The 24,128-nt window shown below is 48.8% G+C and carries 30 protein-coding genes; 15 read left to right on the forward strand and 15 right to left on the reverse strand.

Annotation, left to right across the window (positions count from 1 at the left end; translation table 11 throughout):
* Positions 1-59: 59 nt before the first annotated feature.
* The 11 genes from purD to aroQ all read right to left on the reverse strand — a co-directional run bounded on the left by purD (position 60) and on the right by aroQ (position 9,801).
* Entirely contained in the window at positions 60-1,340 is a 1,281-nt protein-coding gene (gene purD, locus V3O24_RS15200) for a phosphoribosylamine--glycine ligase (protein WP_331307872.1), read from the reverse strand.
* A 79-nt stretch (positions 1,341-1,419) separates the two neighbouring features.
* Entirely contained in the window at positions 1,420-3,000 is a 1,581-nt protein-coding gene (gene purH / locus V3O24_RS15205; RefSeq protein WP_331307873.1) for a bifunctional phosphoribosylaminoimidazolecarboxamide formyltransferase/IMP cyclohydrolase, read from the reverse strand.
* Between the two features lie 100 nt (positions 3,001-3,100).
* Complete coding sequence (locus V3O24_RS15210; RefSeq protein WP_104422924.1) at positions 3,101-3,385, reverse strand: helix-turn-helix domain-containing protein; 285 nt, start codon at positions 3,383-3,385, stop codon at positions 3,101-3,103.
* A gap of 1 nt (position 3,386) precedes the next feature.
* Complete coding sequence (gene dusB / locus V3O24_RS15215) at positions 3,387-4,370, reverse strand: tRNA dihydrouridine synthase DusB (RefSeq protein WP_331307874.1); 984 nt, start codon at positions 4,368-4,370, stop codon at positions 3,387-3,389.
* Positions 4,371-4,446: 76 nt separating this feature from the next.
* On the reverse strand, positions 4,447-4,974 hold the full coding sequence (locus tag V3O24_RS15220; RefSeq protein ID WP_331307875.1) for a hypothetical protein: 528 nt from the start codon (positions 4,972-4,974) through the stop codon (positions 4,447-4,449).
* A 13-nt stretch (positions 4,975-4,987) separates the two neighbouring features.
* Positions 4,988-5,173 (reverse strand): heavy metal translocating P-type ATPase metal-binding domain-containing protein, encoded by a 186-nt coding sequence (locus V3O24_RS15225; protein WP_331307876.1) that lies wholly within the window; start codon positions 5,171-5,173, stop codon positions 4,988-4,990.
* 16 nt (positions 5,174-5,189) lie between these two features.
* On the reverse strand, positions 5,190-6,386 hold the full coding sequence (locus tag V3O24_RS15230) for a class I SAM-dependent rRNA methyltransferase (RefSeq protein WP_331307877.1): 1,197 nt from the start codon (positions 6,384-6,386) through the stop codon (positions 5,190-5,192).
* Between the two features lie 184 nt (positions 6,387-6,570).
* Positions 6,571-7,449 (reverse strand): 50S ribosomal protein L11 methyltransferase, encoded by an 879-nt coding sequence (prmA, locus tag V3O24_RS15235; protein ID WP_331307878.1) that lies wholly within the window; start codon positions 7,447-7,449, stop codon positions 6,571-6,573.
* A 99-nt stretch (positions 7,450-7,548) separates the two neighbouring features.
* A complete protein-coding gene (gene accC / locus V3O24_RS15240; protein ID WP_331307879.1) occupies positions 7,549-8,892 on the reverse strand; it encodes an acetyl-CoA carboxylase biotin carboxylase subunit in 1,344 nt (447 codons plus the stop codon).
* Positions 8,893-8,911: 19 nt separating this feature from the next.
* Complete coding sequence (accB, locus tag V3O24_RS15245) at positions 8,912-9,349, reverse strand: acetyl-CoA carboxylase biotin carboxyl carrier protein (protein WP_331307880.1); 438 nt, start codon at positions 9,347-9,349, stop codon at positions 8,912-8,914.
* Between the two features lie 5 nt (positions 9,350-9,354).
* Positions 9,355-9,801: a type II 3-dehydroquinate dehydratase gene (gene aroQ / locus V3O24_RS15250; RefSeq protein WP_104422917.1), complete on the reverse strand. Its 447-nt coding sequence runs from the start codon at positions 9,799-9,801 to the stop codon at positions 9,355-9,357.
* 302 nt (positions 9,802-10,103) lie between these two features.
* Between aroQ and V3O24_RS15255 the strand changes: the two genes are divergently transcribed.
* Positions 10,104-10,445, forward strand: a complete 342-nt coding sequence (locus V3O24_RS15255) for a hypothetical protein (protein ID WP_331307881.1) — start codon at positions 10,104-10,106, stop codon at positions 10,443-10,445.
* Positions 10,446-10,484: 39 nt separating this feature from the next.
* Here the strand turns inward: V3O24_RS15255 and V3O24_RS15260 are convergent, their stop codons facing one another.
* Genes V3O24_RS15260 through cutA form a run of 3 tightly spaced genes read right to left on the reverse strand, consistent with a single transcriptional unit; the run spans position 10,485 to position 13,518 of the window.
* Complete coding sequence (locus tag V3O24_RS15260) at positions 10,485-11,000, reverse strand: TlpA disulfide reductase family protein (RefSeq protein ID WP_331307882.1); 516 nt, start codon at positions 10,998-11,000, stop codon at positions 10,485-10,487.
* On the reverse strand, positions 10,997-13,198 hold the full coding sequence (dsbD, locus tag V3O24_RS15265; protein ID WP_331307883.1) for a protein-disulfide reductase DsbD: 2,202 nt from the start codon (positions 13,196-13,198) through the stop codon (positions 10,997-10,999). The genes V3O24_RS15260 and dsbD overlap by 4 nt, the downstream gene beginning before the upstream one ends.
* Positions 13,180-13,518 (reverse strand): divalent-cation tolerance protein CutA, encoded by a 339-nt coding sequence (gene cutA / locus V3O24_RS15270; protein ID WP_331307884.1) that lies wholly within the window; start codon positions 13,516-13,518, stop codon positions 13,180-13,182. Before cutA ends, dsbD begins: the two co-directional genes overlap by 19 nt.
* 87 nt (positions 13,519-13,605) lie before the next feature.
* On the opposite strand from cutA, the gene V3O24_RS15275 reads away from it, so the two are divergent.
* Positions 13,606-14,043, forward strand: a complete 438-nt coding sequence (locus V3O24_RS15275; protein ID WP_331307885.1) for an FxsA family protein — start codon at positions 13,606-13,608, stop codon at positions 14,041-14,043.
* Positions 14,044-14,100: 57 nt separating this feature from the next.
* Here V3O24_RS15275 and V3O24_RS15280 read toward each other — a convergent pair whose 3' ends face one another.
* Entirely contained in the window at positions 14,101-14,358 is a 258-nt protein-coding gene (locus V3O24_RS15280) for a DUF2892 domain-containing protein (RefSeq protein WP_104422911.1), read from the reverse strand.
* 112 nt (positions 14,359-14,470) lie between these two features.
* Here V3O24_RS15280 and uvrD point away from each other — a divergent pair, with 112 nt between their 5' ends.
* The 13 genes from uvrD to V3O24_RS15345 all read left to right on the forward strand — a co-directional run bounded on the left by uvrD (position 14,471) and on the right by V3O24_RS15345 (position 24,071).
* Positions 14,471-16,648: a DNA helicase II gene (uvrD, locus tag V3O24_RS15285; RefSeq protein WP_331307886.1), complete on the forward strand. Its 2,178-nt coding sequence runs from the start codon at positions 14,471-14,473 to the stop codon at positions 16,646-16,648.
* Between the two features lie 102 nt (positions 16,649-16,750).
* The gene (locus V3O24_RS15290) at positions 16,751-17,500 is read left to right on the forward strand and encodes an ATP-binding cassette domain-containing protein (protein ID WP_331307887.1); all 750 of its coding nucleotides are present in this window, start codon (positions 16,751-16,753) and stop codon (positions 17,498-17,500) included.
* Positions 17,487-18,200, forward strand: a complete 714-nt coding sequence (locus V3O24_RS15295) for an ATP-binding cassette domain-containing protein (RefSeq protein WP_331307888.1) — start codon at positions 17,487-17,489, stop codon at positions 18,198-18,200. Before V3O24_RS15290 ends, V3O24_RS15295 begins: the two co-directional genes overlap by 14 nt.
* A gap of 45 nt (positions 18,201-18,245) precedes the next feature.
* The gene (locus tag V3O24_RS15300) at positions 18,246-18,506 is read left to right on the forward strand and encodes a DUF4160 domain-containing protein (protein ID WP_331307889.1); all 261 of its coding nucleotides are present in this window, start codon (positions 18,246-18,248) and stop codon (positions 18,504-18,506) included.
* Positions 18,461-18,775, forward strand: a complete 315-nt coding sequence (locus V3O24_RS15305) for a DUF2442 domain-containing protein (protein ID WP_331307890.1) — start codon at positions 18,461-18,463, stop codon at positions 18,773-18,775. The genes V3O24_RS15300 and V3O24_RS15305 overlap by 46 nt, the downstream gene beginning before the upstream one ends.
* Positions 18,776-18,862: 87 nt before the next feature.
* On the forward strand, positions 18,863-19,093 hold the full coding sequence (locus V3O24_RS15310) for an addiction module protein (protein WP_331307891.1): 231 nt from the start codon (positions 18,863-18,865) through the stop codon (positions 19,091-19,093).
* Entirely contained in the window at positions 19,083-19,301 is a 219-nt protein-coding gene (locus V3O24_RS15315; protein WP_331307892.1) for a hypothetical protein, read from the forward strand. Before V3O24_RS15310 ends, V3O24_RS15315 begins: the two co-directional genes overlap by 11 nt.
* A 227-nt stretch (positions 19,302-19,528) precedes the next feature.
* On the forward strand, positions 19,529-19,735 hold the full coding sequence (locus V3O24_RS15320; protein ID WP_331307893.1) for a type II toxin-antitoxin system HicB family antitoxin: 207 nt from the start codon (positions 19,529-19,531) through the stop codon (positions 19,733-19,735).
* On the forward strand, positions 19,735-19,959 hold the full coding sequence (locus tag V3O24_RS15325; protein ID WP_331307895.1) for a type II toxin-antitoxin system HicA family toxin: 225 nt from the start codon (positions 19,735-19,737) through the stop codon (positions 19,957-19,959). Before V3O24_RS15320 ends, V3O24_RS15325 begins: the two co-directional genes overlap by 1 nt.
* Positions 19,960-20,318: 359 nt before the next feature.
* Entirely contained in the window at positions 20,319-21,440 is a 1,122-nt protein-coding gene (locus V3O24_RS15330; protein WP_331307896.1) for an ABC transporter substrate-binding protein, read from the forward strand.
* Between the two features lie 5 nt (positions 21,441-21,445).
* A complete protein-coding gene (locus tag V3O24_RS15335) occupies positions 21,446-22,240 on the forward strand; it encodes a class I SAM-dependent methyltransferase (RefSeq protein WP_331307897.1) in 795 nt (264 codons plus the stop codon).
* Positions 22,240-23,169 carry a hypothetical protein gene (locus V3O24_RS15340; RefSeq protein WP_331307898.1) on the forward strand — a complete coding sequence of 310 codons (930 nt, stop codon included), beginning with the start codon at positions 22,240-22,242 and terminating at the stop codon, positions 23,167-23,169. The genes V3O24_RS15335 and V3O24_RS15340 overlap by 1 nt, the downstream gene beginning before the upstream one ends.
* An 8-nt stretch (positions 23,170-23,177) precedes the next feature.
* Positions 23,178-24,071 carry a branched-chain amino acid ABC transporter permease gene (locus V3O24_RS15345; protein ID WP_331307899.1) on the forward strand — a complete coding sequence of 298 codons (894 nt, stop codon included), beginning with the start codon at positions 23,178-23,180 and terminating at the stop codon, positions 24,069-24,071.
* Positions 24,072-24,128: the final 57 nt, after the last annotated feature.

The following is a 24,128-nucleotide window of genomic DNA, read 5'->3' on the forward strand; positions in this document are numbered from 1 at the left end:
AGAACACCATCCGCTGTGGGCCGATTACGGGCAGTCATGTAGGGTGCGCTGTGCGTACCCTACGAGGATTTTATAGCCTTAAAGCCAATATCGGTGCGGTAATAGACATTATCCCAGTGGATGCTGTTAGCCAACGCGTAGGCTTTGCTTTGGGCTTCCTTAATATCACGCCCTAAAGCGCAAGCGCATAATACCCTGCCGCCAGCCGTAACCAAGTCGTTGCCGACTTGTTTGGTGGCTGCATGAAACACTTTGCGGTCTTCGTGTTCATCGGTAGGCAAGCCGGAAATGACATCGCCGCTTCGGGAGGCGTCGGGATAGCCGCCCGCTGCCAAAACCACGCCTAATGCGGCGCGTTCGTCCCAGTCGCTGTCGGTTTTGTCGAGATTTCCGGCCAGCGCGGCTTCGCAAAGCTCTACCAGATCGCTTTTCAGGCGCATCATGATCGGCTGGGTTTCAGGGTCGCCGAAGCGGCAGTTGTATTCCAATACTTTAACGGAGCCGTCGGCGCTGATCATCAAGCCTGCGTACAGAAAGCCGGTGTAAGGCAGTCCGTCTTCGGCCATGCCTTTTAAGGTCGGCTCGATGACTTCGCGCATGACCCGCTGGTGTATTTCAGGGGTGACGACCGGTGCGGGGGAATACGCGCCCATGCCGCCGGTGTTGGGGCCTTTGTCGCCGTTGTCGCGGGCCTTGTGATCCTGGGACGTCGCCATAGGCAACGCGTGCTTGCCGTCGGCAATCACGATAAAGCTGGCTTCTTCGCCGGTCAGGAATTCTTCGACGACGACGCGGTTGCCCGCTTCGCCGAACACATTGCCGGATAGCATGTCCTCAACGGCTGCGATGGCTTCCTGTTCGGTTTGGGCGACGATAACGCCTTTGCCTGCCGCCAAGCCGTCGGCTTTGACCACAATCGGCGCGCCTTGTTGCTTGATGTAAGCGATGGCTTGCTGCTGGTCGGTAAAGGATTTGAAAGCGGCGGTCGGAATGTTGTGGCGGATCATGAAGTCTTTGCAGAAAGTCTTCGAGCCTTCCAGTTGCGCGGCTTTCGCGGTCGGGCCAAAGCATTTGAGACCCGCTTGCTGGAAACGGTCAACGATGCCCAAAACCAGAGGCACTTCGGGGCCGATGATGGTCAGGCCGATCGCTTCTTTCTGTGCGAAGGCCAGCAGTGCGTCAATATCGTTGACGGCAATGGCGACATTTTCAACAGAGGGTTCCAGCGCGGTACCGGCATTTCCGGGCGCGACAAACACTTTTTCGACTTTGGATGATTGCTTGGCTTTCCAGGCGAGGGCGTGTTCACGGCCGCCGCTGCCGACGATGAGGATTTTCATAATTAAAAGGCTAAGGGCTAAGGGCTAAGGGCTAAGGGGGAGGCTTTTTTGCCTTTCGCCCTTTGCCCTTCGTCTAAAATTAATGCCTGAAATGACGCATGCCGGTAAAGACCATCGCGATATTATGCTCGTCGGCTGCGGCTATGACTTCATTATCGCGCATTGAGCCGCCGGGCTGGATGACTGCGGTGATGCCCGCTTCGGCGGCCGAATCGATGCCGTCCCTGAACGGGAAAAAGGCGTCGGAAGCCATTGCCGAACCCGGAACATTCAAGCCCGCATCGGCGGCTTTGATACCGGCGATTTTGGCCGAATAGACCCGGCTCATTTGTCCTGCGCCGACACCGATAGTCTGGCCGTTCTTGCAGTACACAATCGCGTTGGATTTGACGAATTTGGCGACTTTCCAGGCAAACAATAAATCGGCCATCTCCTGCTCGGTCGGGGCGCGTTTGCTGACTACTTTTAGGCCTGCCCTGAGCTTGTCGAAGTGGTCGGCGACGCTGATTTCGCCGATGTCCTTGTCCTGAACCAGCAGGCCTCCGGCAACGCGTTTGAAATCAAGGGATGGTTGGTTATCACTGTTCCAGGCGCCGCATTCCAATACGCGGACATTTTGTTTCTCGGCCAACACGGTTTGCGCGGCTGCGCTGATCGACGGCGCAATAATCACTTCGACAAACTGGCGCTTGACGATTTCAGCGGCGGTTGCTTCGTCCAGTTCCCGGTTAAACGCGATAATGCCCCCGAATGCCGAGGTCGGGTCGGTTGCATAAGCCTTGTCGTAAGCGTCGAGCAGGTTGCCTGCCTGGGCTACGCCGCAGGGATTGGCGTGCTTGACGATCACGCAGGTGGGCTTATCGTCAAACGATTTGACGCATTCCAGCGCCGCGTCGGCGTCGGCGATATTGTTATAGGACAGTTCCTTGCCTTGCAGTTGTTTGGACGCGGCAATCGTGCCGTTAGCCGGCGTTTTCTCACGGTAGAACGCGGCGTTTTGGTGCGGGTTTTCGCCGTAACGCATGGTCTGGTTGCGGTAAAACTGCAAGTTCAGCGTTTCGGGGAACTGGACGCCGTTAATATTGCCCAGGTAAGCCGAAATCGCGGTGTCGTAACGCGCCGTGTGTTCGAAGCTTTTTAGCGCCAGATTGAAGCGGGTTTGATGCGAAAGCCCATTGCTGCTTTTCAGTTCGGCAATAACCGATGCGTAATCGGCCGGATCGACGATCACCGCGACATCGGCATGATTTTTTGCGGCGGCGCGGATCATGGTCGGGCCGCCGATGTCGATGTTTTCAATGGCCGTGTCCAAGTCGCAGTCGGGGTTGGCGATGGTTTGCTCGAAGGGGTACAGGTTGACCACGACCATATCGATCGCATTAATGCCGTTTTCGGCCATTACGGCATCGTCGATGCCCCGGCGCGCCAAAATGCCGCCGTGGACTTTGGGGTGCAGGGTTTTAACCCGGCCGTCCATCATTTCCGGGAAACCGGTGTAATCGGAAACCTCGGTCGCAGGAATATTATGTTCAGCCAGCGTTTTGGCGGTGCCGCCGGTAGACAGGATTTCAATGCCCAGGTGGTTCAGTTCCCGGCAAAAATCCACGATACCGGATTTATCGGATACGCTGACCAGCGCGCGAGTGACTTTTATGTTCATGCAGATCTCGGAATGAAAGAGGTGGTTTGAGAAGAAGGTTGCGGGTGCATGGTTGCAGGCCCAGCGTAGCGGCGCGCCGAAAACCAACCTTGCTTGGGCATTAGGACAGGCCGTAATACTCCAGTTTTTTGCGTAAGGTGCTGCGGCTCAGGCCCAGCGCCTTGGCGGCTTTGGTTTGGTTATAGCCCGAATGTTCCAGCGTCGCCTGCAATAATGGTTTTTCGACTTCGCCGATGACCATTGCATGCAGGTCCACCGCATCATGACCGTTCAGGTGCAAAAAATATTGCTCCACGGTTTGTTTGACATGCGCGGATAAGGGAATGGCCGGGTTTTTTTTGCTGTCTATGTTAATGACTTCAGCACTTTTTTGGGATGCGTTCATATTATGCAGCACGGTCGGTGGTTAAAAGATTAAAGGCCGAATTAATCAGCGCTATTTGGTGCGACGGACATTGCGCCTGATTGATATTGCTTTGCGCATCCTGAGCCACGGAGCCAAGATGTTTAAAATACCAAGCGATATGTTTTCGGGCTATTCTAACACCGCTTGCATTGCCGTAGAAGCCATATAGTTTGTCCAGATGGCTCATCAGTGTGCCGTGTATGTCTGTAACTGTAGGTTTTTCAATATGTTTACCGTGGTTGATAAAGTGACTTATTTGGCTAAACAGCCACGGATTTCCCTGAGCGGCCCGGCCGATCATAATCGCGTCGGCACCGGTCGAATCAAGCACGAATCGGGCCTGTTCGGGGCTATCAATATCGCCGTTGGCGATAACCGGGATGCTGACGGATTGTTTCACTTTTTTAACGGTTTCATGTTCGGCCCGGCCTTCAAATTTGCAGGCGCGCGTCCGGCCGTGAACTGTCAACGCGGCAATGCCCGCATTTTCGGCTATTTGGGCTATTTCAACCGCATTACGGCTGCGCATATCCCAGCCGGTGCGGATTTTTAAGGTGACCGGAATATCGACCGCGTTAACGACGGCATCCAATATCCGCTTGACCAGCGCTTCATCCCGCAACAGCGCAGAACCTGCGGCGACCGAGCACACTTTTTTGGCCGGACAACCCATATTAATATCGATGACTTGGGCGCCCCGTTGGGCGTTGAGTTTTGCCGCATCGGCCATAAGCCGAGGGTCGGTGCCCAGAATCTGTACCGAGCGTATGCCGGTGTCGCCGTTATGATCTGTCTTTAGCAGCGTTGTTTTATGCCGGGTTAAAGCGGGATTGGACGCGACCATTTCAGACACGGCCAATCCTGCGCCGAACTGTACGCACAATTCCCTGAACGGGCGGTCGGTGATACCGGCCATCGGCGCCAGAATCAGGTTGTTTTTAAGTTGGTAAGAACCGATTTGCATGGGGAAGGCGAAGGGCGAAGGGCTAAAGGCGTAACGGAGAGTTTTTTCGTCCTTCGCCTTTTGCCCTTCGTCTAAATCACTTGTCTGTTTCCTCATTCCAGATTGGGTTGTCGCGGTCTTCCGGTTCCAGTTTGACAATGTCTTCAGGATAGATATGCCAGAAAGACTTGTCGATCTTGGCGTTGTCGTAGCCTTCTTTTTTGTCGTGGCCGAACGGACACCACCAGTTCTCAACGATCTTGACCATATAAGCGTGCCATTCAAACAGGGCGACGCTGTAAGGGCAGTACCATGTACAGTTCAGTATCCAGAACAGTTTCGACTGGGATGTGCTGGCTTTGAACGAGCCTTTCATCGTGATCTGGTTTTTTAAGGTATAGCGATGGCTGGCCCGGTCAGGCAGGAAATCCGAGTAAGTCTTGAGATTTTTAGCGCCAATCATCAGCAAATGCCAGTAAGTCATATAGGCGCTGGCAAACACAAACGGAAGGGTTGCTATGGGCAGGTAAACCAAGACCATGCCGATGGCCCTTTGCACTACCGGTACTTTTTGATGGTTTTTGCCGATGTCAACGCGGCCGGAACAGGAATCGCAAGCTTTCATTGTTTATATACCCTCATTTTTTAGTTGTTATAGGTGTTATGGTTGATTTTGTATCGTCTTGATAGAGTAGTTGGTAGATACTTAGACAACCGGCGCAGCAAAATTTCTGCGTACCGTCGCTCGTGGTCAGAGAAAATCCGCTAATTTCAACTGGTTGTCCGCAAAGAACGCAGGGTTCCTTATCTTTTCCATTGAGCATAAAAAGACCTTACATTTTACAAGCTTGAAGCGACAGAACAAAAAAAAGTTTTCAAATATTCGGTCTCGGGAGCGGCCGGGTCGATCGGGTGGTCGGGGCCTTGTCCTCCGCCCGCAAAGAACACCAGATGACGGTCGATGTGCCGTCCTGACGAACGTAAAATCTCATGCAGGTTTTCGCGGCTCAGGTGATGTGAGCAGGATGCCGAGACCAGTATGCCGTCCTTGGACAGGACCTGTAGAGCCAGATGATTCAGACGGCGATAAGCTTCATAGCCTTGTTTGAAGTCTTTTTTGCGTTTAATTAAAGCCGGTGGATCCAGTACGATAATATCATAGAGCCGGTTGTCCAGGCGGGCTTGCTTCAGGAATTCGAACACATCGTTACGCACAAAGTGCATTTTATCCTGAACCTGATTGAGCTTGGCGTTTTCTAAAGCCAGCGTCAACGCGCCTTCCGATGCGTCAACACAAGTGACCTCGGAGGCTCCGCCTATGGCGGCAGGGATGCCCCATGCCCCGGTATAGGAAAATAAATCGAGCACTCGCTGGTTTTTTGCAATACCCGCTAACTGGGCTCGGCTGTTGCGGTGATCGTAAAACCAGCCGGTTTTTTGTCCTTCCAGGATGTCGATTTTAAATTTTGCGCCGTTTTCTTCAATGATCAGCGGGTCGGGGAGCTTGCCGTAGGCCAGCTCGGATTCCAGGCTTAGACCTTCCAGTTGCCGCTGGCCGTTATCGTTTTTCAGGATAATGGCCTCGGGACTCAGCAATTCGTGAAGGGCGGCAAACAGGGATTCCTTGCGTTGTTCTATGCCTGCGGTGGTTATCTGCACCGACAATACCGGGCCGAAACGGTCGATGACCAGACCGGGCAAACCGTCGCTTTCGCCGAAAACCAGGCGGTAGTAAGGTTTGTCGAACAGTTTTTCCCGTAGCGCCAGCGCGGTCGTCAGGCGTTCTTTAAAGAAGTTGGCGCCGCATTTCAGGTTGGGTTTTCTGGACAGAAGCCTGGCGCAGATCAGGGCTTGCGGGTTGATGTAGGCGGTGCCCAGCGCCTTGCCGTCGTCGCTTTTCACTTGCACCAGATCGCCCGCGTTGAACTGTTCAAGCGGCGAGCGCTTGGTGTCGACTTCGTTGCTGAAAACCCATAGATGGCCTTTGCGCAGACGTTTGTCTTCGTTCTTTTTTAAATAAATTTCTGGATGAGCCATGTTAATCAATGAGTTTAAATGTGTAACCGCCGACTTGGTTTGTAGGTTGGGTTAGCGATAGCGTAACCCGACATTCTCGGTTAAACGCGGAATAAGCGAAAGGCCTTTAATTCACCACGAAGACACGAAGATCACGAAGAAAAAAACTTCGTGATCTTCGTGGTGATGCTTTTTTATGGTTAAATCAACACCTGATGCCGTCAAGCCTGATCCAGTCTTCCTGTTGTACCGGCGCGTTGAGCATTATGTATTGCCGGTAAGCGTTCATCACCGATTCGGCCTGTTCATGCAAGATGCCGGATAAAACCAGTTGTCCGCCCGGAGCAACCAGATTGCAAATCTGCTCGGACATGTCGATCAATGGCTTCGCCAGTATATTGGCCAGCACGATGTCGGCCTGAAACGGTGTGAACTGTTCGGGCAGATAGCAGGCGATTTTGTCCTGCACCTTGTTCTTTAGCGCGTTGCTTTGTGTTGCGGTGATTGCCTGCGGGTCAATGTCCACCGCGTGAGCTTCCTTAGCGCCTAACAAAATCGCCGCAACGGCCAGTATGCCGGAACCGCAGCCGTAATCGATGACGGTTTTGCCGGTCAAGTCGTGGCCGGCCAGCCATTCCAGACATAAAGCGGTGGTCGGATGAGTGCCGGTGCCGAAAGCGAGCCCCGGATCGAGAGTCAGGCAAACCGTGCCGGGTTCATATTGTTCCTGGTCGGTCGGGCAGACCCAGAGCTTATCGGCGAATTTCATCGGCTGGTAGTATTCCATCCAGGCGCGTTCCCACTCCTGATCGGCAATTTCTTCATGCTTCCAGTTGTGCAGCTGGTCCGGCTTAAACTGGGCGTAGACCATCGTCTTGATCAGCTCGGGTTCGGCGTCCAGTTCATAAAGCGCAATGACTTCGGTATTGCTCCATATTTTGGTCTCGCCGATAGCGGGTTCGTAAACCGGCTCGTCTTCGGCGTCCATATAGGTGACCGACACGGCGCCCAGCTTGTCGAAAAAGTCGGCAAGGCGCGGCGCAAGGTCTTCATCGGTGATAACGGAAATTTGGTGCCAGGCCATGATGAGGGTCGTTTTAGGTAGGGGCAGGGTAGTTATTAACCACGAAGACACGAAGAATAAACATAAAACTTCGTGTCTTCGTGGTGGATTTTTAAATCTTTAATAAATCCCCAGCTTTTTTTCCAGGTAATGGATGTTTTGTCCACCGGCTGCAAAGGCGCTGTCCATCATGATGTCGTGCTGTAGTGGGATATTGGTCTTAATGCCGTCGATGATGATTTCGCTTAACGCGGTGTTCATCCGGGCGATCGCGCTCTTGCGGTCTTCTCCGTGGGCAATCAGTTTGCCGATCATCGAGTCATAATAAGGCGGCACTTTATAGCCGTTGTAGATGTGAGTCTCGCAACGGATGCCGGGACCGCCGGGCATATGGAACTGGTCTATCGTACCGGGGCATGGCATGAAGGTCTTAGGATCTTCTGCATTTAACCGGCACTCAATCGCATGGCCCTGGATTTTGACCTGATCTTGGGTAATAGACAGCCGCTCGCCCGCAGCAATGCGCAGTTGTTCCTTGACGATGTCAAAGCCTGTCACCATTTCGGTGACAGGGTGTTCAACCTGCACGCGGGTGTTCATTTCAATGAAATAGAACTCGCCTTTTTCATACAAAAACTCGAACGTGCCTGCGCCCAGATAGCCGATATCGACACAGGCTTTGGCGCAACGCTCGCCGATGGCCTTGCGTTGTGCGTCGGTGATGCCGGGCGCCGGTGCTTCTTCAACCACTTTTTGATGGCGGCGTTGCATCGAGCAGTCGCGCTCGCCCAAATGGATCGCGTTGCCGTGTGAATCGGCCATGACTTGAAACTCGATGTGCCTTGGATCTTCCAGGAATTTTTCCATGTACACCGTGGGATTGCCGAACGCAGTACCCGCCTCGGCCTTGGTCATTGCGATAGCATTGAGTAACGCCGCTTCGGTATGCACGGTGCGCATGCCCCGGCCGCCGCCGCCGCCGGCAGCCTTGATGATAACCGGATAGCCGATTTCCTGAGCCAGCTTCAGGTTCTTTTTGTTGTCGTCCGACAGCGGGTCGTTGTTGCCGGGAACGCAGGGAATCCCGGCCGCCAGCATCGCATTCTTGGCGGAAATCTTGTCGCCCATCATGCGGATAGTTTCTGCATTCGGGCCGATAAACACAAAGCCGCTTTGCTTTACCTTTTCGGAAAAATCGGCGTTTTCAGACAAAAATCCGTAGCCGGGATGAATGGCTTCGGCATCGGTCACTTCAGCGGCGCTGATAATGGCCGGAATATTCAAATAGCTGTCAGCCGATGCGGCAGGGCCGATGCAAACGGACTCATCGGCCAAGCGGACATGTTTCAGGTCCCGATCCGCCTCGGAATGCACGGCGACAACCTTGACGCCCAGTTCCCGGCAGGCGCGCAAAATGCGCAGTGCTATTTCGCCGCGATTGGCGATAACGATTTTATCGAACATGAGTTTTCCGTCCCTGGTGTTATTCAATGATGAATAATGGTTGGCCATATTCGACAGGTTCGGCGTTTTCAACCAGGACTTTAGTAATGGTGCCGCTCTTATCCGCCTCAATCTGATTAAGGATCTTCATCGCCTCAATGATGCACAAGGTATCGCCGACCTGGACGGATTGGCCGACTTCGACGAAAACCTTGGTGCCCGGCGAAGCGGAGCGGTAAAAGGTGCCGACCATCGGCGATTTAACGACATGGCCGGTAATTTTTTCTTCCGCCGGCGCGGCGGCAACGGGTGCGGCTACGGTTGCCGCGGGGGCAGGTGCGGGCGTATAAGCGACAGTAGCGGGAGCGGCCGAATAACGGTTAATGCGAATGGATTCTTCGCCTTCTTTGATTTCCAGTTCGGCAATGTCGGATTCTTCGATAATTTCGATGAGTTTTTTTATTTTTCTAATATCCATGGTTTTTAGTGTCTCTCGGCTAATATCTGATGAGCGGCCAGTAAGGCCAGTTCGTATCCTGTTGCGCCTAATCCGCAGATAACGCCTTTGGCTATATCCGAGAAATAGGAGTGTTGTCTAAAAGATTCACGTGCGTGAACGTTTGATAAATGAACCTCTATAAATGGGATCTTGGTTGCCAGCAGCGCATCGCGAATGGCGACGCTGGTATGGGTGAATGCTGCCGGGTTAATAATGATGAAATCGACATGGGCATGGTAAGCCTCATGTATCAGTTCTACAATCTGGTGCTCTGCGTTGTTTTGATGGAAGTTAAGCTGATGATTGAGTTCGCCGGCTTTTTGTTCGAGTCTATGCTTAATGTCGGCGAGAGTTTGATTTCCGTAAAGACCGGGTTCGCGTATGCCCAACAGGTTTAAATTCGGCCCATTTAAAACGGTAATAGTCGCCATCAATTTGCAAGTCAGTCAGGGTTAAAAAGCATTGTTAACGGCTAATTTTGCCCAATTTATGGGGTTTTGTCCAGATATTCTCTTTTTAGCAAAAGATAGCAGCAGGATTCGAACTATTTGAAGTCATTGTCATAAATCGGCTAATTTTGAAAGCTGTTTATGGGTTGGTTTTAGCCGGCGTTCGGGAAAGCATTGTTCATCCATTTGTCAGCCGAGAACTACGCATTGACACGGTTTTTTACCGGCCTATAAAATCAGGCATCCGTAGCATGCCGTTACGGGCTAACCTAAAGAGAAAATATATGAAGATTCACAAACTTGCCGCTACGTCGATGGTCATGTTGTTGTCCGCGGGAGCAATTCTTAATAATGCGGCTGCCGCGGAATCGGAGTATTCGTTTAAAGTGACCAACAAGACCAAGGTCAAGATTACCAAGCTGCTGGTGTCCGAGGATAAGAAAGAGTGGGGTTATTTCGATATTGGAAAGGGTATCGCAGCGGGCGAGAACATGACGCTGGTTTGGGATTCAAGCACCAATAACGAGGGATGCGATCAGTATGTCAAAGCGGCTTATGCCGACGGCTCGGAATCCGAAGAGGCCAAGTTTAATTTTTGCGAAGCTAATCTGGAACTGGAGTTTTAAGGACGCTTGCCGGTAACTGTTTGTCCTTAGCCGGTGCTGCTAATTCAGTATCGGCGTAACCACTTCCATTATTTGCTGTTTGGATAGTTCGCCCGGATGCCGGAATATGATTTGCCCCTTCCGGTCAACAACAAGGGTGTAGGGAACGGCTCCGATAGTGTTGCCCAGTTGCTGGGACAAGGCGATGCCGTTGTCGCCGCCCAATAAAATCGGATAATTGATTTGAGTTGCGGCCGTGTATTCGGCTACCGGCTCCCTGTCTTCCAGCGCAATACCGATGAATTGCAGGTCTTTGTCCGCATATTGCGCCTGCAGGGCGACAAAATCGGGGATTTCCTTGAGGCAGGGCGGACACCAGGTCGCCCAGAAATTGATCACCAATACCTTGCCCCGCCATTCGGAAATGTTGTGTTGACGGCCGGACAGGTCGGGCAGGTTGAACTCGGGTAATGCGCTGGGGCCGGTTTTCTCCGCGGGTGGGAAAAGTTGCCGCGCGGTTACGCCTAAAACCAGCGCAATAATCGCGGCAAGAATAATCAGAGCTGTTTGTTTCATGACTGGACGCGTTGCAGTGATTTAATAAAGGTTTCGGCATCTTGGTAACCGATGACCCGGTTGACGGTTTTTTCCTGACGGTCCACACCGAAAAACAGTATGGTCGGCGGCCCGATCAGGTTGTACTTCGCCAGCAGGGCTTTATCGTCATCGGTATTGTTCGTCACATCGACTTGCAGCAGTACATAGCCCTTGAGCGCTTGTTTAACGCGCGGGTCGGCAAAGGTATACGCTTCCATTTCCTTGCACGAGATGCACCAATCGGCGTAAAAATCGACCATGACCGCTTGATGATTGGCGGCGGCCTGATTGATCCGGGCTTCCAGCGCCGCTGATGCGACACGTTCAAAAACAATGCCCGGTTCCGCGGCTTGCGTTGTGTTCACGCCGAGTCCTTGCAGCGGTTTTAGCGGATTGCTGTTGCCCAGGCTAAAGCCGATCAACAATAGCAGGCCGTAAGCCAGCATCGTCAGGCCCAAGCCTTTCCACAATTTGCGCCAGCCGGAACTGTTTTCAGGCAGCGGATCGACGGCGCTGAGATAAACGGCCGGAAATATCAGCAGCATCGCCCACAACAGCATAATCACGTTGCCGGGCAAAATGCGGCTGAGCATCCACACCGCGACCGCCAGCATGATCACGCCGAACACCGCCTTGGTGGAATTCAGCCAGTTTCCGGCTTTGGGCAACAGTTTTCCGGCGGATGCGCCGAGCAACAGTAACGGTACGCCCATGCCCAGACCTAAAGCAAACAACGCGCTGCCGCCTAACACCGCATCGCCGGTCTGGCCGATAAAAATCAATGCCCCAGCCAGTGGGGCCGCGACGCAAGGGCCGACGATCAGCGACGACAGCGAGCCCATGATGGCCGCGCCCAATAGCGAGCCGTCACGGTGTATTTCGCTGGAATTATGCAGCTTGACCTGTAACGATTTGGGCAGTTCCAGGTGATAAAAGCCGAACATGGACAGGGACAGCGCTACAAAAATACCGCTGAACAGGCCGATAATCCAGGGCTGCTGAAAAGCGCTTTGCAGATTGCCGCCGAACAGCGCGGCGAGTATGCCGAACACCGTGTAAGTCAGCGCCGAAGCGACCACGTAGCTTAAAGACAGCAAAAAAGCCCGGCCGGTGGTAATCCGGTGGCCGTGACCGACGATAATGCCCGATAAAATCGGGATCATCGGGAAAATGCACGGGGTCAGCGATAACAGCAAGCCGAAGCCGAAAAAACTGAGCAAGGTTACCGCGAAGCTGTCCTTGTGCAGGGATTGTACGATTTGATCCTGTTCGGAAAGTTGTTCCGGTGCGGAGGCAAGTTGCTGTGCGACGGGCAGGGCCAAGTCGATTTTTTTGCTCATCGGCGGATAGCACACGCCGCGGTCGGCGCAGCCTTGGTATTTTGCCTGTAGGGTAACGGTTTGCGCCGACTGGGTGGAACGGCTTATCGGCAGGTCGAAGCCGAGTTCGTTGTGGAAGGTTTCAACCTGGCCGAAGGCTTCATCCTGCTTGGGGATGCCTCTGGGGATGTCATAAGTCCCCAGCGTTACGCCGTCGGCGTTAACCAGCTCAAGTTGGACTTTTTCCCGGTAAAGGTAATAGCCCTCTGCGATATTCCAGTTAACATGCAGGGTGTGATCGTCTTTGACCGAGGCGAAAAACTCGAAAGCCTGGTCCGGCGGCAGCAACTCGTCTTCAAACAGATTGAGCTTTAAGCTTTGAGTTCCTTTCAGCAGTTGCTTAACCGGGTCGGCTGTGGCGGCAGGCGCGGGCAGCTTCAGGTCGAAAGTGGTTTTTTGCGGCGGATAGCAAATGCCGCGGTCGGCACAGCCCTGGTATTGCACCAGCAATTGCAGTGAGGACGCGCCGTTTTCTACGCTTAAAGTAACCGGGACGTTCAGGGTGTTGCGGTAAATGACCACATCGCCGAAGTTTTCATCATGGTGGGTTTCCCCGGCCGGAAAAACAGGCTCGCCTAAGCGTATTTGTCCGGTCTTGGACTCAAAGCGCATTTTATTGCGGTAAAGATAATAGCCTTCCGCGATGTCCCAGGAAATTTCAATCCGGTCGGCGGCCAGTGCTTTAGCTGAAACTTTAAAGGCTTGGTCGGGCGGCAGAACTTCGCCAGCGCCCAGGGCAAAGGTCGATTGGCTGAGAATCGACAGGAAACAGAGAAAAATTACTTTGAAAAATGGCATGAATCTATCCAATGCAGGTATTCAGGTAAGCCCCGTTCAATGGGGACGGCGATTATTTCAGGCAGTTCGTAAGGGTGATTGTCGCGCAGGGCCGTCTCGATAGCCTGATAGCGATCTTTATGGGCCTTAATCAGCAGCAGATGCTCCTGGGCGGATTCAATCCGCCCTTCCCATGAGTAAACAGACGTGATGCCGGGCAAAATGTTCACGCAGGCTGCCTTATTGTCTGCGACCAATAACCGGGCTATTTTTTCAGCGGTGTCTTTATCGGGGCAAGTGCAGAAAATTATTTGATGGTTGGCAGGCATGTTACGCGTCATAAAAACTGGATCGCGGATATTATCCTAGAAATTAACCGGAATTGCCCTTATATTGTAACGACGGTGATTACAACAAGAGTGCTTTAGATGAAAATTTTTCAAATACTATTTCTGGTCGTGCTGATTATCCCTTTTGCAGAAATTTATTTGCTGATACAGGTGGGCGGAATCATTGGCGCGTTTCCGACCATTTTGCTGGTGGTGTTTACCGCGGTGCTGGGCGCTTGGTTGTTGAGACAGCAAGGTTTCTCAACGTTTCAGCGGTTCCAGGAAAGTTTGGCGCAAGGCGTGATCCCCGCTTATGAAATGATTGAAGGCCCCATTATCCTGGTCGGGGGGGCATTATTGCTAACGCCGGGTTTTATTACCGATATAATCGGTTTTGCCTGCTTGATCCCGTCATTACGCAGAAAAATCGCCCAATATGTGATTGAAAACTATCTTGTTCAGGGTGGCGCGCATTTTCAGCAGGGAAGAGCGGCTGAAAATAACGTGCTGGAAGGTGAGTTTAGTAAAGAAGAGTAAGGAAAAGGTAGGCACAAGGCTAAATCCTGGTTTTTGTCTCGTGCCTTTCTTGATGGCTTAGCCTTCTGAAGAGTCGCCCTCGCCAGCGCCGCTTTCAGTTTCGCAGGTATTCTTGTTAAGCCCTGAATAGACCGGGCACCAGCCTGAATAGCCGGTTGCAACAAGAACCAGTCCCACTAATAATAAAAGAACTTCTCCGCCTGGGACGAAAAGTGAAATAACCAGAAGGGCCGCGCCCGCGTATAAACGGTATTTCTTTTCCTTCTCGCCAACATTGTGTTCAAATTTAAGCATACGTTTAAAATCAAAATTCATCTTAAAATCCTCTGTGTGTCGTTATTATTATTAACAAAGCAACGGTTCGGTCTGTCATTATCGAACCCAAGCAATATACACAGCTTCGAAAAATGTGCAAGCGAAAAAACCAATGGATGTAACTTCAATAATAGACCCCTTAAATGATGATCAGCGTCAGGCGGTTACCGCGCCGTCCCAAGCCATGCTGGTTTTGGCGGGCGCCGGCAGCGGCAAAACCCGTGTTTTAGTGCATCGTATCGCCTGGCAGATCCAGGTCGAGGGCGTGTCTGCGCACAGTATTCTGGCAGTAACCTTTACCAATAAAGCGGCCAAGGAAATGCGCGGCAGGATCGAGGATTTGCTTCAGATGTCCGCGCAATCAATGTGGATAGGGACTTTTCACGGCGTGGCGCACCGCTTGTTAAGACGTCACGCCAAGCAGGCCAAATTGCCGGAAACGTTTCAGGTGATGGATTCCGCCGACCAGTTGCGGCTTATCAAGCGCCTGCTGGCTACGCTGAATCTCGATGCCGACAAGTGGCCGCCGCGCCAGGCGCAATGGTTTATCAATGCGCAAAAAGACGAGGGCAAGCGGGCCCTGCATATGCTGGAGACCGGCGACCTCTATCAGCGCCAAATGGTGATCATCTATAAAGCCTATGAAGAACTGTGCGACCGCTCCGGGCTGGTCGACTTTGCCGAGCTGCTGCTCAGGGCGCATGAATTGCTGCGCGACAATCCCGATGTGCTGGAGCATTATCAGCAGCGTTTCCGGCAGGTGCATGTCGACGAGTTTCAGGACACCAACACCATACAATACGCCTGGTTGCGGCTGTTGACCGACGGCAGGGACAATATTTTCGTCGTCGGCGACGACGATCAGTCCATTTACGGCTGGCGCGGCGCGAAAATCGAGAATATCTACAACTTTCAAAAGCATTACCCGAATCATCAGGTCATCAAGCTGGAGCAAAACTACCGCTCGACCGGCAATATCCTGAAAGCCGCGAACAAGGTCATCAGCGTCAATGACGGCCGAATGGGCAAGGAGCTGTGGACCGATGCCGGCGACGGCGATTTGATTTCCCTGTACGCGGCCTTCAACGAACAGGACGAAGCCCATTTTGTGGTCGAGCGGATCAGGGCTTGGGTCAACGAGGGCGGACTGCGCAAGGATGTCGCGATACTGTACCGATCCAACGCCCAATCCCGCCAGTTTGAAGAACGATTGATGACCACCAACACGCCGTACCGGGTTTACGGCGGCTTGCGTTTTTTCGAGCGGGCGGAAATCAAGAACGCGCTGGCCTATTTGCGGCTGATGTCCAATCGCAATGACGACGCTTCGTTCGAGCGAGTGATCAATACCCCGACGCGCGGCATAGGCGCCAAAACCATCGACGATATTCGCGGCATTGCCAGGGATCAAGAGCTTTCGTTATGGGCGGCGGCGATCGCGCTGATTAACCAGCGTACCTTGTCGGCAAGGGCGACCAATGCGCTGATCGGTTTTTTGGAATTGATCAAGCAGTTTGAAGGGCAGGCGGAAGGCCTGGAGCTTTATGAAAAGGTCAAACTGGTCGTAGAAAAAAGCGGCCTGATCGAGCTGTATCAAAAGGACAAGGCCGACAAAGGCGAAGAGAAAGTAGAAAACCTGGAAGAGCTGGTCAACGCGGCGCGGCTGTTCGACCCCGATACGATTGGCGACCAGGACAGCGAAGAAAATCTGGGCGAGCTGGATATGTTTCTGGCCCATGCGGCATTGGAAGCCGGCGAGATGCAAGGCGACGAGTTCGACGATTGCGTGCAGCTGATGACCCTGCACTCGGCCAAAGGCCTGGAGTTCAAGCAGGTGTTCCTGGTCGGCATGGAAGAAGGCCTGTTCCCGTCGCAACAGTCCGTCGATGATGTCGGGCGGCTGGAAGAGGAGCGCAGGCTGTGCTATGTCGGCATTACCCGCGCGATGCAGCAGTTGTATCTGACCTATGCCGAATCCCGGCGCTTATACGGCCGGGAAAGCTACCCCAGACCGTCGCGCTTTCTGCGCGAGATTCCGCCGGAACACTTGCAGGAAGTCAGGATGCGGGCCGCCGTGAGCCGTCCGGTGACCGCCGTAAAGCCCAAAGCGCAGTCTTTGCAAACGGAAGGAAAATACAAGCTGGGGCAACGCGTCAGCCATGCCAAATTCGGCGAAGGCGTGGTGTTGCAGATGGAAGGCGAGGGCGCGCAGGAACGGGTGCAGATCAACTTCAAGCAAGTCGGCCTCAAGTGGCTGATCTTGGCTTATGCGCAATTGGATGTGTTGTAGAAGAGGCTCAACATCAACGCAAAGTATAAGCCCATGATTTAAAATAAGGCTTTATAATCCAAAAATTGCATTAAACCAGACAACAAACATTTTTTGCAGCCCGTGATCTTAAAACTCCAAAACATCAGTTTCAGCTTTTCACCTGAAAAGCCGCTATTCAAAAATCTTTGTTTCGCTTTGGAACAAGGAAAAATCTACGCATTGATGGGCGCAAACGGCGCAGGAAAAACCACCTTATTTAATCTGATCACCGGTTTTCACAAACCGGCATCCGGCATCATCAATTTTCAACAGCAAACCACTACAGGACTTGCGCCTTATAAAATAAACCGGATGGGCATAGGCAGAACTTTTCAAGACTTACGCCTCATTGCCAAACTCACCGTAAAAGAAAACATCCTGCTGGCAATGCCCGGTGACCCAACCGATAACTGGACAAACGCCTTGCTGCCCGGCCTTGTTTTTAAAAAACAAATGCAGCAGATGGAACGCAAAGCCGAAAAAATCATCGCCGATTATTTTTTGCAGGATGTGCAACAGGCAATGGCCGATGAAATCAGTTTCGGGCAGCAAAAGTTATTAAACCTTGCCTGCTGCGTGGCAAACCAAGCACAATTACTGTTATTGGATGAACCGGTTGCCGGAATCAGTCCGCAATACCGGGAGCAAATCACCGCCCTGATTAAGCAACTAAAACAGCAAGGCAAAACCCTGTTAATGATCGAACATAACACCGATTTTATCGCCGAAACCGCCGACCGCTTTTTGTTTTTAAGCGACGGCGCATTGTCGGAATTCGACAACTTCGAGCAACTGCAAACCAGCCCGCAAGCTGCTGATGCCTACTTCTAACGACACCTTATTAAGCGTGAACCGCCTCAGCACAGGCTACGGCAAACGGCAGGTATTATTTGACGTATCGTTTACCGTCAAACGCGGCGAAATAGTGCTGCTGATCGGCGGTAACGGTTCCGGCAAATCCACCTTGCTCAAAGCCATTTACGGCTTAGCGAGCAAGTGGGACAACCCGGAGAACAGGCGGGCATCCGTGCATTTCGCAGAGGAAGACATAACCCATAGCAAACCCTACCAGCTCATCCAAAAAGGCATCGTCTACGTCCCGCAAAAAAACAACAGCTTCGACCAGTTAACCGTTAATGAAAACCTGGAAGTCGCCGCTACCCATCTACACAACAAAACCGAATTAAGACAACGGCTAAATAGTGTGTTTGAAAAACTGCCGCAACTGACACCGCTTAAAAGCCGAACGCCTTTTCATCTAAGCGGCGGAGAAAAACAGCAACTGGCTCTGGGCATGGCGCTGATGCAACACCCTAAAATGATCTTGCTGGACGAGCCGGGCGCAGGGCTTGCCCCGCATACTTGGCAGCAAAACCTGGAAATCATTAAAACGCTTAACCGGCAAGGCATGACTTTTCTGATAGTTGAGCATAGAGTCAAAGAAACCGTTGCCAAAGCGCACAATGTTCTGTTGATGAGGTTGGGTAAGGTTGAGAATGACACCTCGTGTTACCCAATAGAACCGATGTAATTTCCAACTTTTTACCTGTTCGGTTAGACTAAGCAAAAGGAAGCTATGCCTACAATTTCAGCTTTTTACGGTATCTTGATCAAGATGTATTGGAATGAACATGCTCCACCTCATTTCCATGCCGAATATGGCGAGTTTGAGGCATTAATAAACATTCAAACATTGGAAATCGTCAAAGGAGAATTGCCTCGCGGTGCGGCAATTCTGGTTAAGGAGTGGGCTTTTTTGCATCGCGATGAATTAATGGAGGATTGGAAGCTATGCGAGCAGTTGCAGACACCCAAGAAAATCACGCCACTGGATTAAATTATCGCACACCCTGGAAAGTGACCCAGGTGCAAACGTTGCAGAAATACAGGCTGCATGTGGAATTTGCCGACGGCACCAGCGGCATAGTGGACATGGCGCATTTTTTGGCTGGAGAATGCGGCGTTTTTAAACGATTGCGGGAGACGGACACCTTTATGCAGGCGCATGTAGAACATGGCGCGGTGACGTGGCCGGGCGAATTGGATTTGGCGCCGGACAGGATGCATGAGGAACTGCAAAAAGCGGACGTTTATACCGTGCAGTGAGAAACGACCTAAAATCGTTATCAATCATCGTTCTTTTAGCATGTTTGCCCCGTCCAACTTTGAAAAATTCATTTTGTAGGTGTTTTTATGAGTATTGATCAAATTGCCAGCGAAGCATTAAGGTTAAGTCCGCATGACCGGGCAATGCTTGCACAAACAATATGGGAAAGTCTTGACGCGCCCTATCTTGTTGCGCCTGAACTGTCCGATGATGAAGCGATTGCGTTAGCGAAACAGCGTGATAGGGAGATTGAAAACGGTGCGGTAGCCCCCTTGTCGCATACGCAATTAATGTCCGGATTACGGGATGCGGATTGAATATCATCCTGCGATTGAGCAGGAATTACACAAAATTATTGAATACTACGACCTATGTTCACAAGGACTTGGGCTTGAGTTTCTCAATGAGTTTGAGCGTCAAATTTTAAAGATTGCATCGTCGCCAAGCCAATGGCGGATGGTTGAGGATGATATATGGAGGGCGTTAATCAATGTCGTTAAGTTAAAGATTAACCGTTCGCCCTGAGCTTGTCGAAGGCTGGGCGGTTAAGCCGATCATGGTTCGACAAGCTCACCACGAACGGCTTAACTTAACGGCATTGGGGCGCGTTAATGAGGCGCTTTCCTTATGTTATTTATTTTCGAGTTTTGGAAAACGATGTGCTTCGTGTAACGGTTGTTAAGCATCAACATAGACATCCTGATTATGAATTAGGCAGAAAATAAATTTGATGAGAAACTTGGAGGAATATTATGAAATTTAGCGTGACAATTGACCGTGACGAAGAGGGTATCTGGGTAGTGGAATGCCCAGCCATACCCGGCTGTGTTAGCCAAGGAGCGACTAAGGACGAAGCACTGAGCAACATACAGGATGCAATTTATCAGTGCCTTCAAGTTCGCGCCGAGCGAGGATTACCTTTGACCATCGAGACGCAGCAAATCGAGGTGGCGGCATAATGCCACCTTCGCTTCCCGTTCTTAAGGGCCGCGAGGTCGTTCTCGTGTTCGAGTCGCTCGGATGGCAGGCTGTGCGGCAAAGTGGAAGCCACATTATTATGGTCAAAGAAGGGGAAGCAATTACATTGTCTATTCCCGATCATAAGGAAGTTGCAAAAGGTACGCTACGAAGCCTTATTCGTATGGCAGGTTTGACGGTAGCAGAATTTATGGCGGCATTATAACGCTTTGGGGCTGTCGCAAGCCCACAAGCCTCAGCAAACTCCGTCTCGCTTGGGGTAATGCAGAAACGTTAAAATGCAGCCGTTATGAAATGACGACAGTTATAGGATGTGCTGAACAAAGTGAAGCGCATCGTTCGCGAATGATGCGCCTCCTATCGTCGGCACATCCTATGGCCCTGTTGCCCGTGCAGCCTGCCATGTCTTAGCGGTTTCAAACTTGTCTTTTGAGCATCGAGATCCATTTAACCGTTTATTGATTGCTCAGGCTTTGGTGGAAGGTATACTCTTTTTAATATAAAGATGGTTGATTTATTCTTATTGCGCTATAGCATAGTATGCTATATCAAAAGGTACATAAAATGTTTAAAAAAGTAATAGTTGTTCTTCTAATAATAACTGCCTTTGTATTAGGATATCTTTTGGGAATAAATAAAGATAAAACGGAATATGAGTCTATAAAAATAGGGGTTGTGATTTTTAAAACTGGGGGGGCTGCACAATATGGTGAGTGGATAAAAAATGGATTAGATATGGCACAAGAGGAAATTAATGCGAATGATTTCCTAGTGGGGAAAAAGATTGAATTAATTTACGAAGACGACAAGACAGATTCAAAAGTTGCAGTCTCTGCAATTAATAAGCTTATTAGCATAGAAAAAACTCAAATAATAATAGCAGGTGTTACAAGTTCGAGTGCTTTGTCAATTGCTCCTATAGCAGAAAAAAATAAAGTAGTTTTATTTTCACCATGCTCATCTAATCCTCAGCTAACAAATGCAGGCGATTATATTTTTCGGAATTGGCCCTCTGATAACGCAGAAGGAGAAGAAATGGCAAAATTCGCACATAAAAGTTATAAAAAAATTGCCGTAATATCTATGAACAATGATTTTTCATTAGGATTAAGAGATATTTTTATAGATAGTTTTAAAAAGTTAGGAGGTGAAGTAACTTTTTCAGATAGTTTTCAATCTGGAACATCTGATTTCCGTTCTATTGTCACAAAATTAAAAACAGTACAGTATGATGCAATTTATTTACCCGCACACGCTTTTGAAGCTGCCAATTTTATTAAACAGTCCAAAGAAATGGGGGTAAATACACAGTTTCTTGGTGTTGATACTTATGAGTCGCCAGAATTTATAAAAATAGCAGGTAATTCGTCTGATGGTGTTATTTATACAAACCTATCATTTAACCCCGCATTAAAAAGCACAACTGTTGAAAATTTTTCAAACGTGTATTTTAAAAAATATGGACAAAACCCAGAGATATACTCGGCTCAAAGTTATGATGCTTTAAAAATTATTGCATTAGCCATAAAAAAAGCTGGTGACTCGGCTTCTGGTGCAGTGAAAGCACAACTTTACGATATTAAAGACTATGATGGCGTTAGTGGTCTAACTTCATTTGATAGTAATGGCGATGTAACAAAACCAGCTATTATTAAGCATATAAAAGATGGCCAGTTTTTATTCTAAAAAATATGAAAAAAAAATATAATGAAATATTAAAGGATGTTGAATCCTTCTATGACGAGGTTGGCCTAAAATATGACATTATATATCCAAATATTATTGAATCTAATAAAAAAATTGCCGAGTCGCTAAAAAACCAAGGTTTAATTAGAGATGATTTAATTATTGCTGATTTGGCTTGTGGGAGTGGTTGGTTATTGCACGAAATACATAAATTAGTGCCTCTTGTATCTTTACATGGTTTTGATATTAGCAAAGAAAGCATATTACTAGCTAATAGAAAAATTATAGACGGTTCAATTTCATTTCATGTTGCGGATTGGCTTAATTTAGAGTCAATAGTAAACAATAAACTTGATGTGGCTCTCTGTATTGGCAATAGCTTAACTCATTTTCCAGTTAATATTCAAAGAAAAATTCTTTTCACTTTTTCTAAATTAATTAAAAATGGAGGGAGTTTAATAGTAGATTCTTATGCTGATTGGAATCAAAAGCTTAACGGTCATTATGAAATTGAACCAAAAGGATTAAAAAAATTCGAAGGGGGCGATGTTGTTTCTTATTTTTTTAGTGTTTATACAAAGAAAATGGCAGAACGGAATATTTGTTTTGCAACATACAATAACGACATAGGGAAAAGTTTTGTCGAATTAGTTAAATTTGAGCGTTATGTGACCTATCAATTCCCATTTGCAATAAAAAATGCCAAGCTTAATAAAGAGAAATTTGGGTTCTCGAAAATTGACAAAATTGCTATATCAGATGGAATAGATATTTTTGAATATTATAGGCTTTTAAAGTAATGGAAAATTTAAATAAACTTAAAATGCTATCTTTTGTTTTAATACCATTAGTGTCAATTTTGGTAGGCACTATTAGATATTTTTTTGATCCAAACAAGACTGATAGCATATCTATAATATGGCTTGTTTTTACTATTATTATAATTCCATCTGTAACTGTTCTCATCAATTTACTTATCACCAGATATAACTTTGATGGTACCCATGAGTCGTTTAAAAAAACAACTGGAGAAATAAGAAAAAATAGCGATGATTTTTTGCATGATACTAACATTCTTATTTCTGACTCAATCACAAGAAGCAATAATTACTATAATCTTCATTTAAATCCTCATAAAGATATACTCACTAAATTCATACCTAGCTTAATAGATGAATTTAATGTAAAAATAAAAGCGCTATGTAATGGATATTTATTTGAAAATGATCCTTCTAAATATCAGAAGTTTTGTTCTAATATATTTAATTTATCCGAAGAGAATAGTGTTATTAGAGCGACAAGCATCGTTGATCCAAATGGTTTTTGGGAAGATGAGAATACAATAAATTATTTCAACAATAACAAAGAATTAATTGATAAAAAGGGTGTAAAAATAGAACGTTATTTTTTTGTTAATGACGATAACAAAGACGCTTCTCTACAAGCAATTGCTAACAATATAAAATGTGGTGTTAATGTTTTTATTATTGAGGAGAGTAAAATAAAAGAACGCTTCATTAAAGATTGCGGGACAGTTAATAACAATATAGTTATTGAAAGTAAAGTTGATGGTGCTAGGAATATATATAAAGTAGATGTTTACATTGGTAACGATGAAAAATTTTCAGAAATAGATACTTTATTTAAATTGCTGGAGTCAAAAAAAACAGAAGCTGTTGTTTTTTATGAATTAACAACTGAAGAGATAACTAATTTGGCACAATTTTAAGATCGCTCATGATTCAACTAATATTTAATATTGGCATTTCGAGTGTTTTTTTTATTTTGATTGCCAGTGTTGTTTTTATTCATTATTATCCAAATAAATTTTTCAACCTCTTTCAATCTGCAATAATCACTTTCGCAGCCTACCTCGCCTACCTTTTTTCCATAAAACTAACCATACCTTTAACCCGCGCCATCCCGCTTGCAATTCTATGCTCAGTCGCCATTGGTGTCAGTACTGAATTAGGCATTTTTCGCATTATGCGCCACAGCCAAAATGACCCCGGACAAAATAGTCCGTCATTTAAAATGCTAATAGCCTCAATCGGCCTTTACACCATCCTACAAAACCTAATCTCGCTGTTCTTCGGTGACGATACCAAAAGCATCCGCACAGGTGAAGTCAAAGTAGGCCATGAAATACTAGGCGCTTATATCACCGACATTCAAATCATCACCATTGCCGTCAGCAGCGTATTGTTTATTGCCGTGTTGCTGTTGCTACATAAAACCTCGCTAGGCAAACAAATCCGTGCTGTCAGCAATAATCCAGAGTTGTGCAATATCTACGGCATCAACAGCGATCAGGTTATTTTGTATGCGACGGCGCTCAGCGCTGCTTTGGCGGCTATTGCGGGGATTTTGATTGCTCTGGATGTGGATATGACGCCGACCTTCGGTTTTAATTATTTTCTTTACGGCGTGGTGGCGATGATCATCGGCGGCGTGGGTAGTTATCGGGGCTTGGTGTTCGGTTCGCTATTATTGGCTACGGCTCAACACCTTGCGGCGTATTATATTGATACCAAATGGATGGATGCGGTAGCCTATATTATCCTTATCCTGTTTTTAATCTGGAAGCCGTTGGGATTTTCCGGGCAACGGCTTAAAAAGGTTGATGTTTAGTTGTTGTTTCGCGGACTTTTAATCTCCAGGTTGAAAAACAGCAGAAATTTTAATTAA

Source organism: Methylobacter sp. Wu8 (genome assembly GCF_036440755.1).
Lineage (GTDB): Bacteria > Pseudomonadota > Gammaproteobacteria > Methylococcales > Methylomonadaceae > Methylobacter_A > Methylobacter_A tundripaludum_A.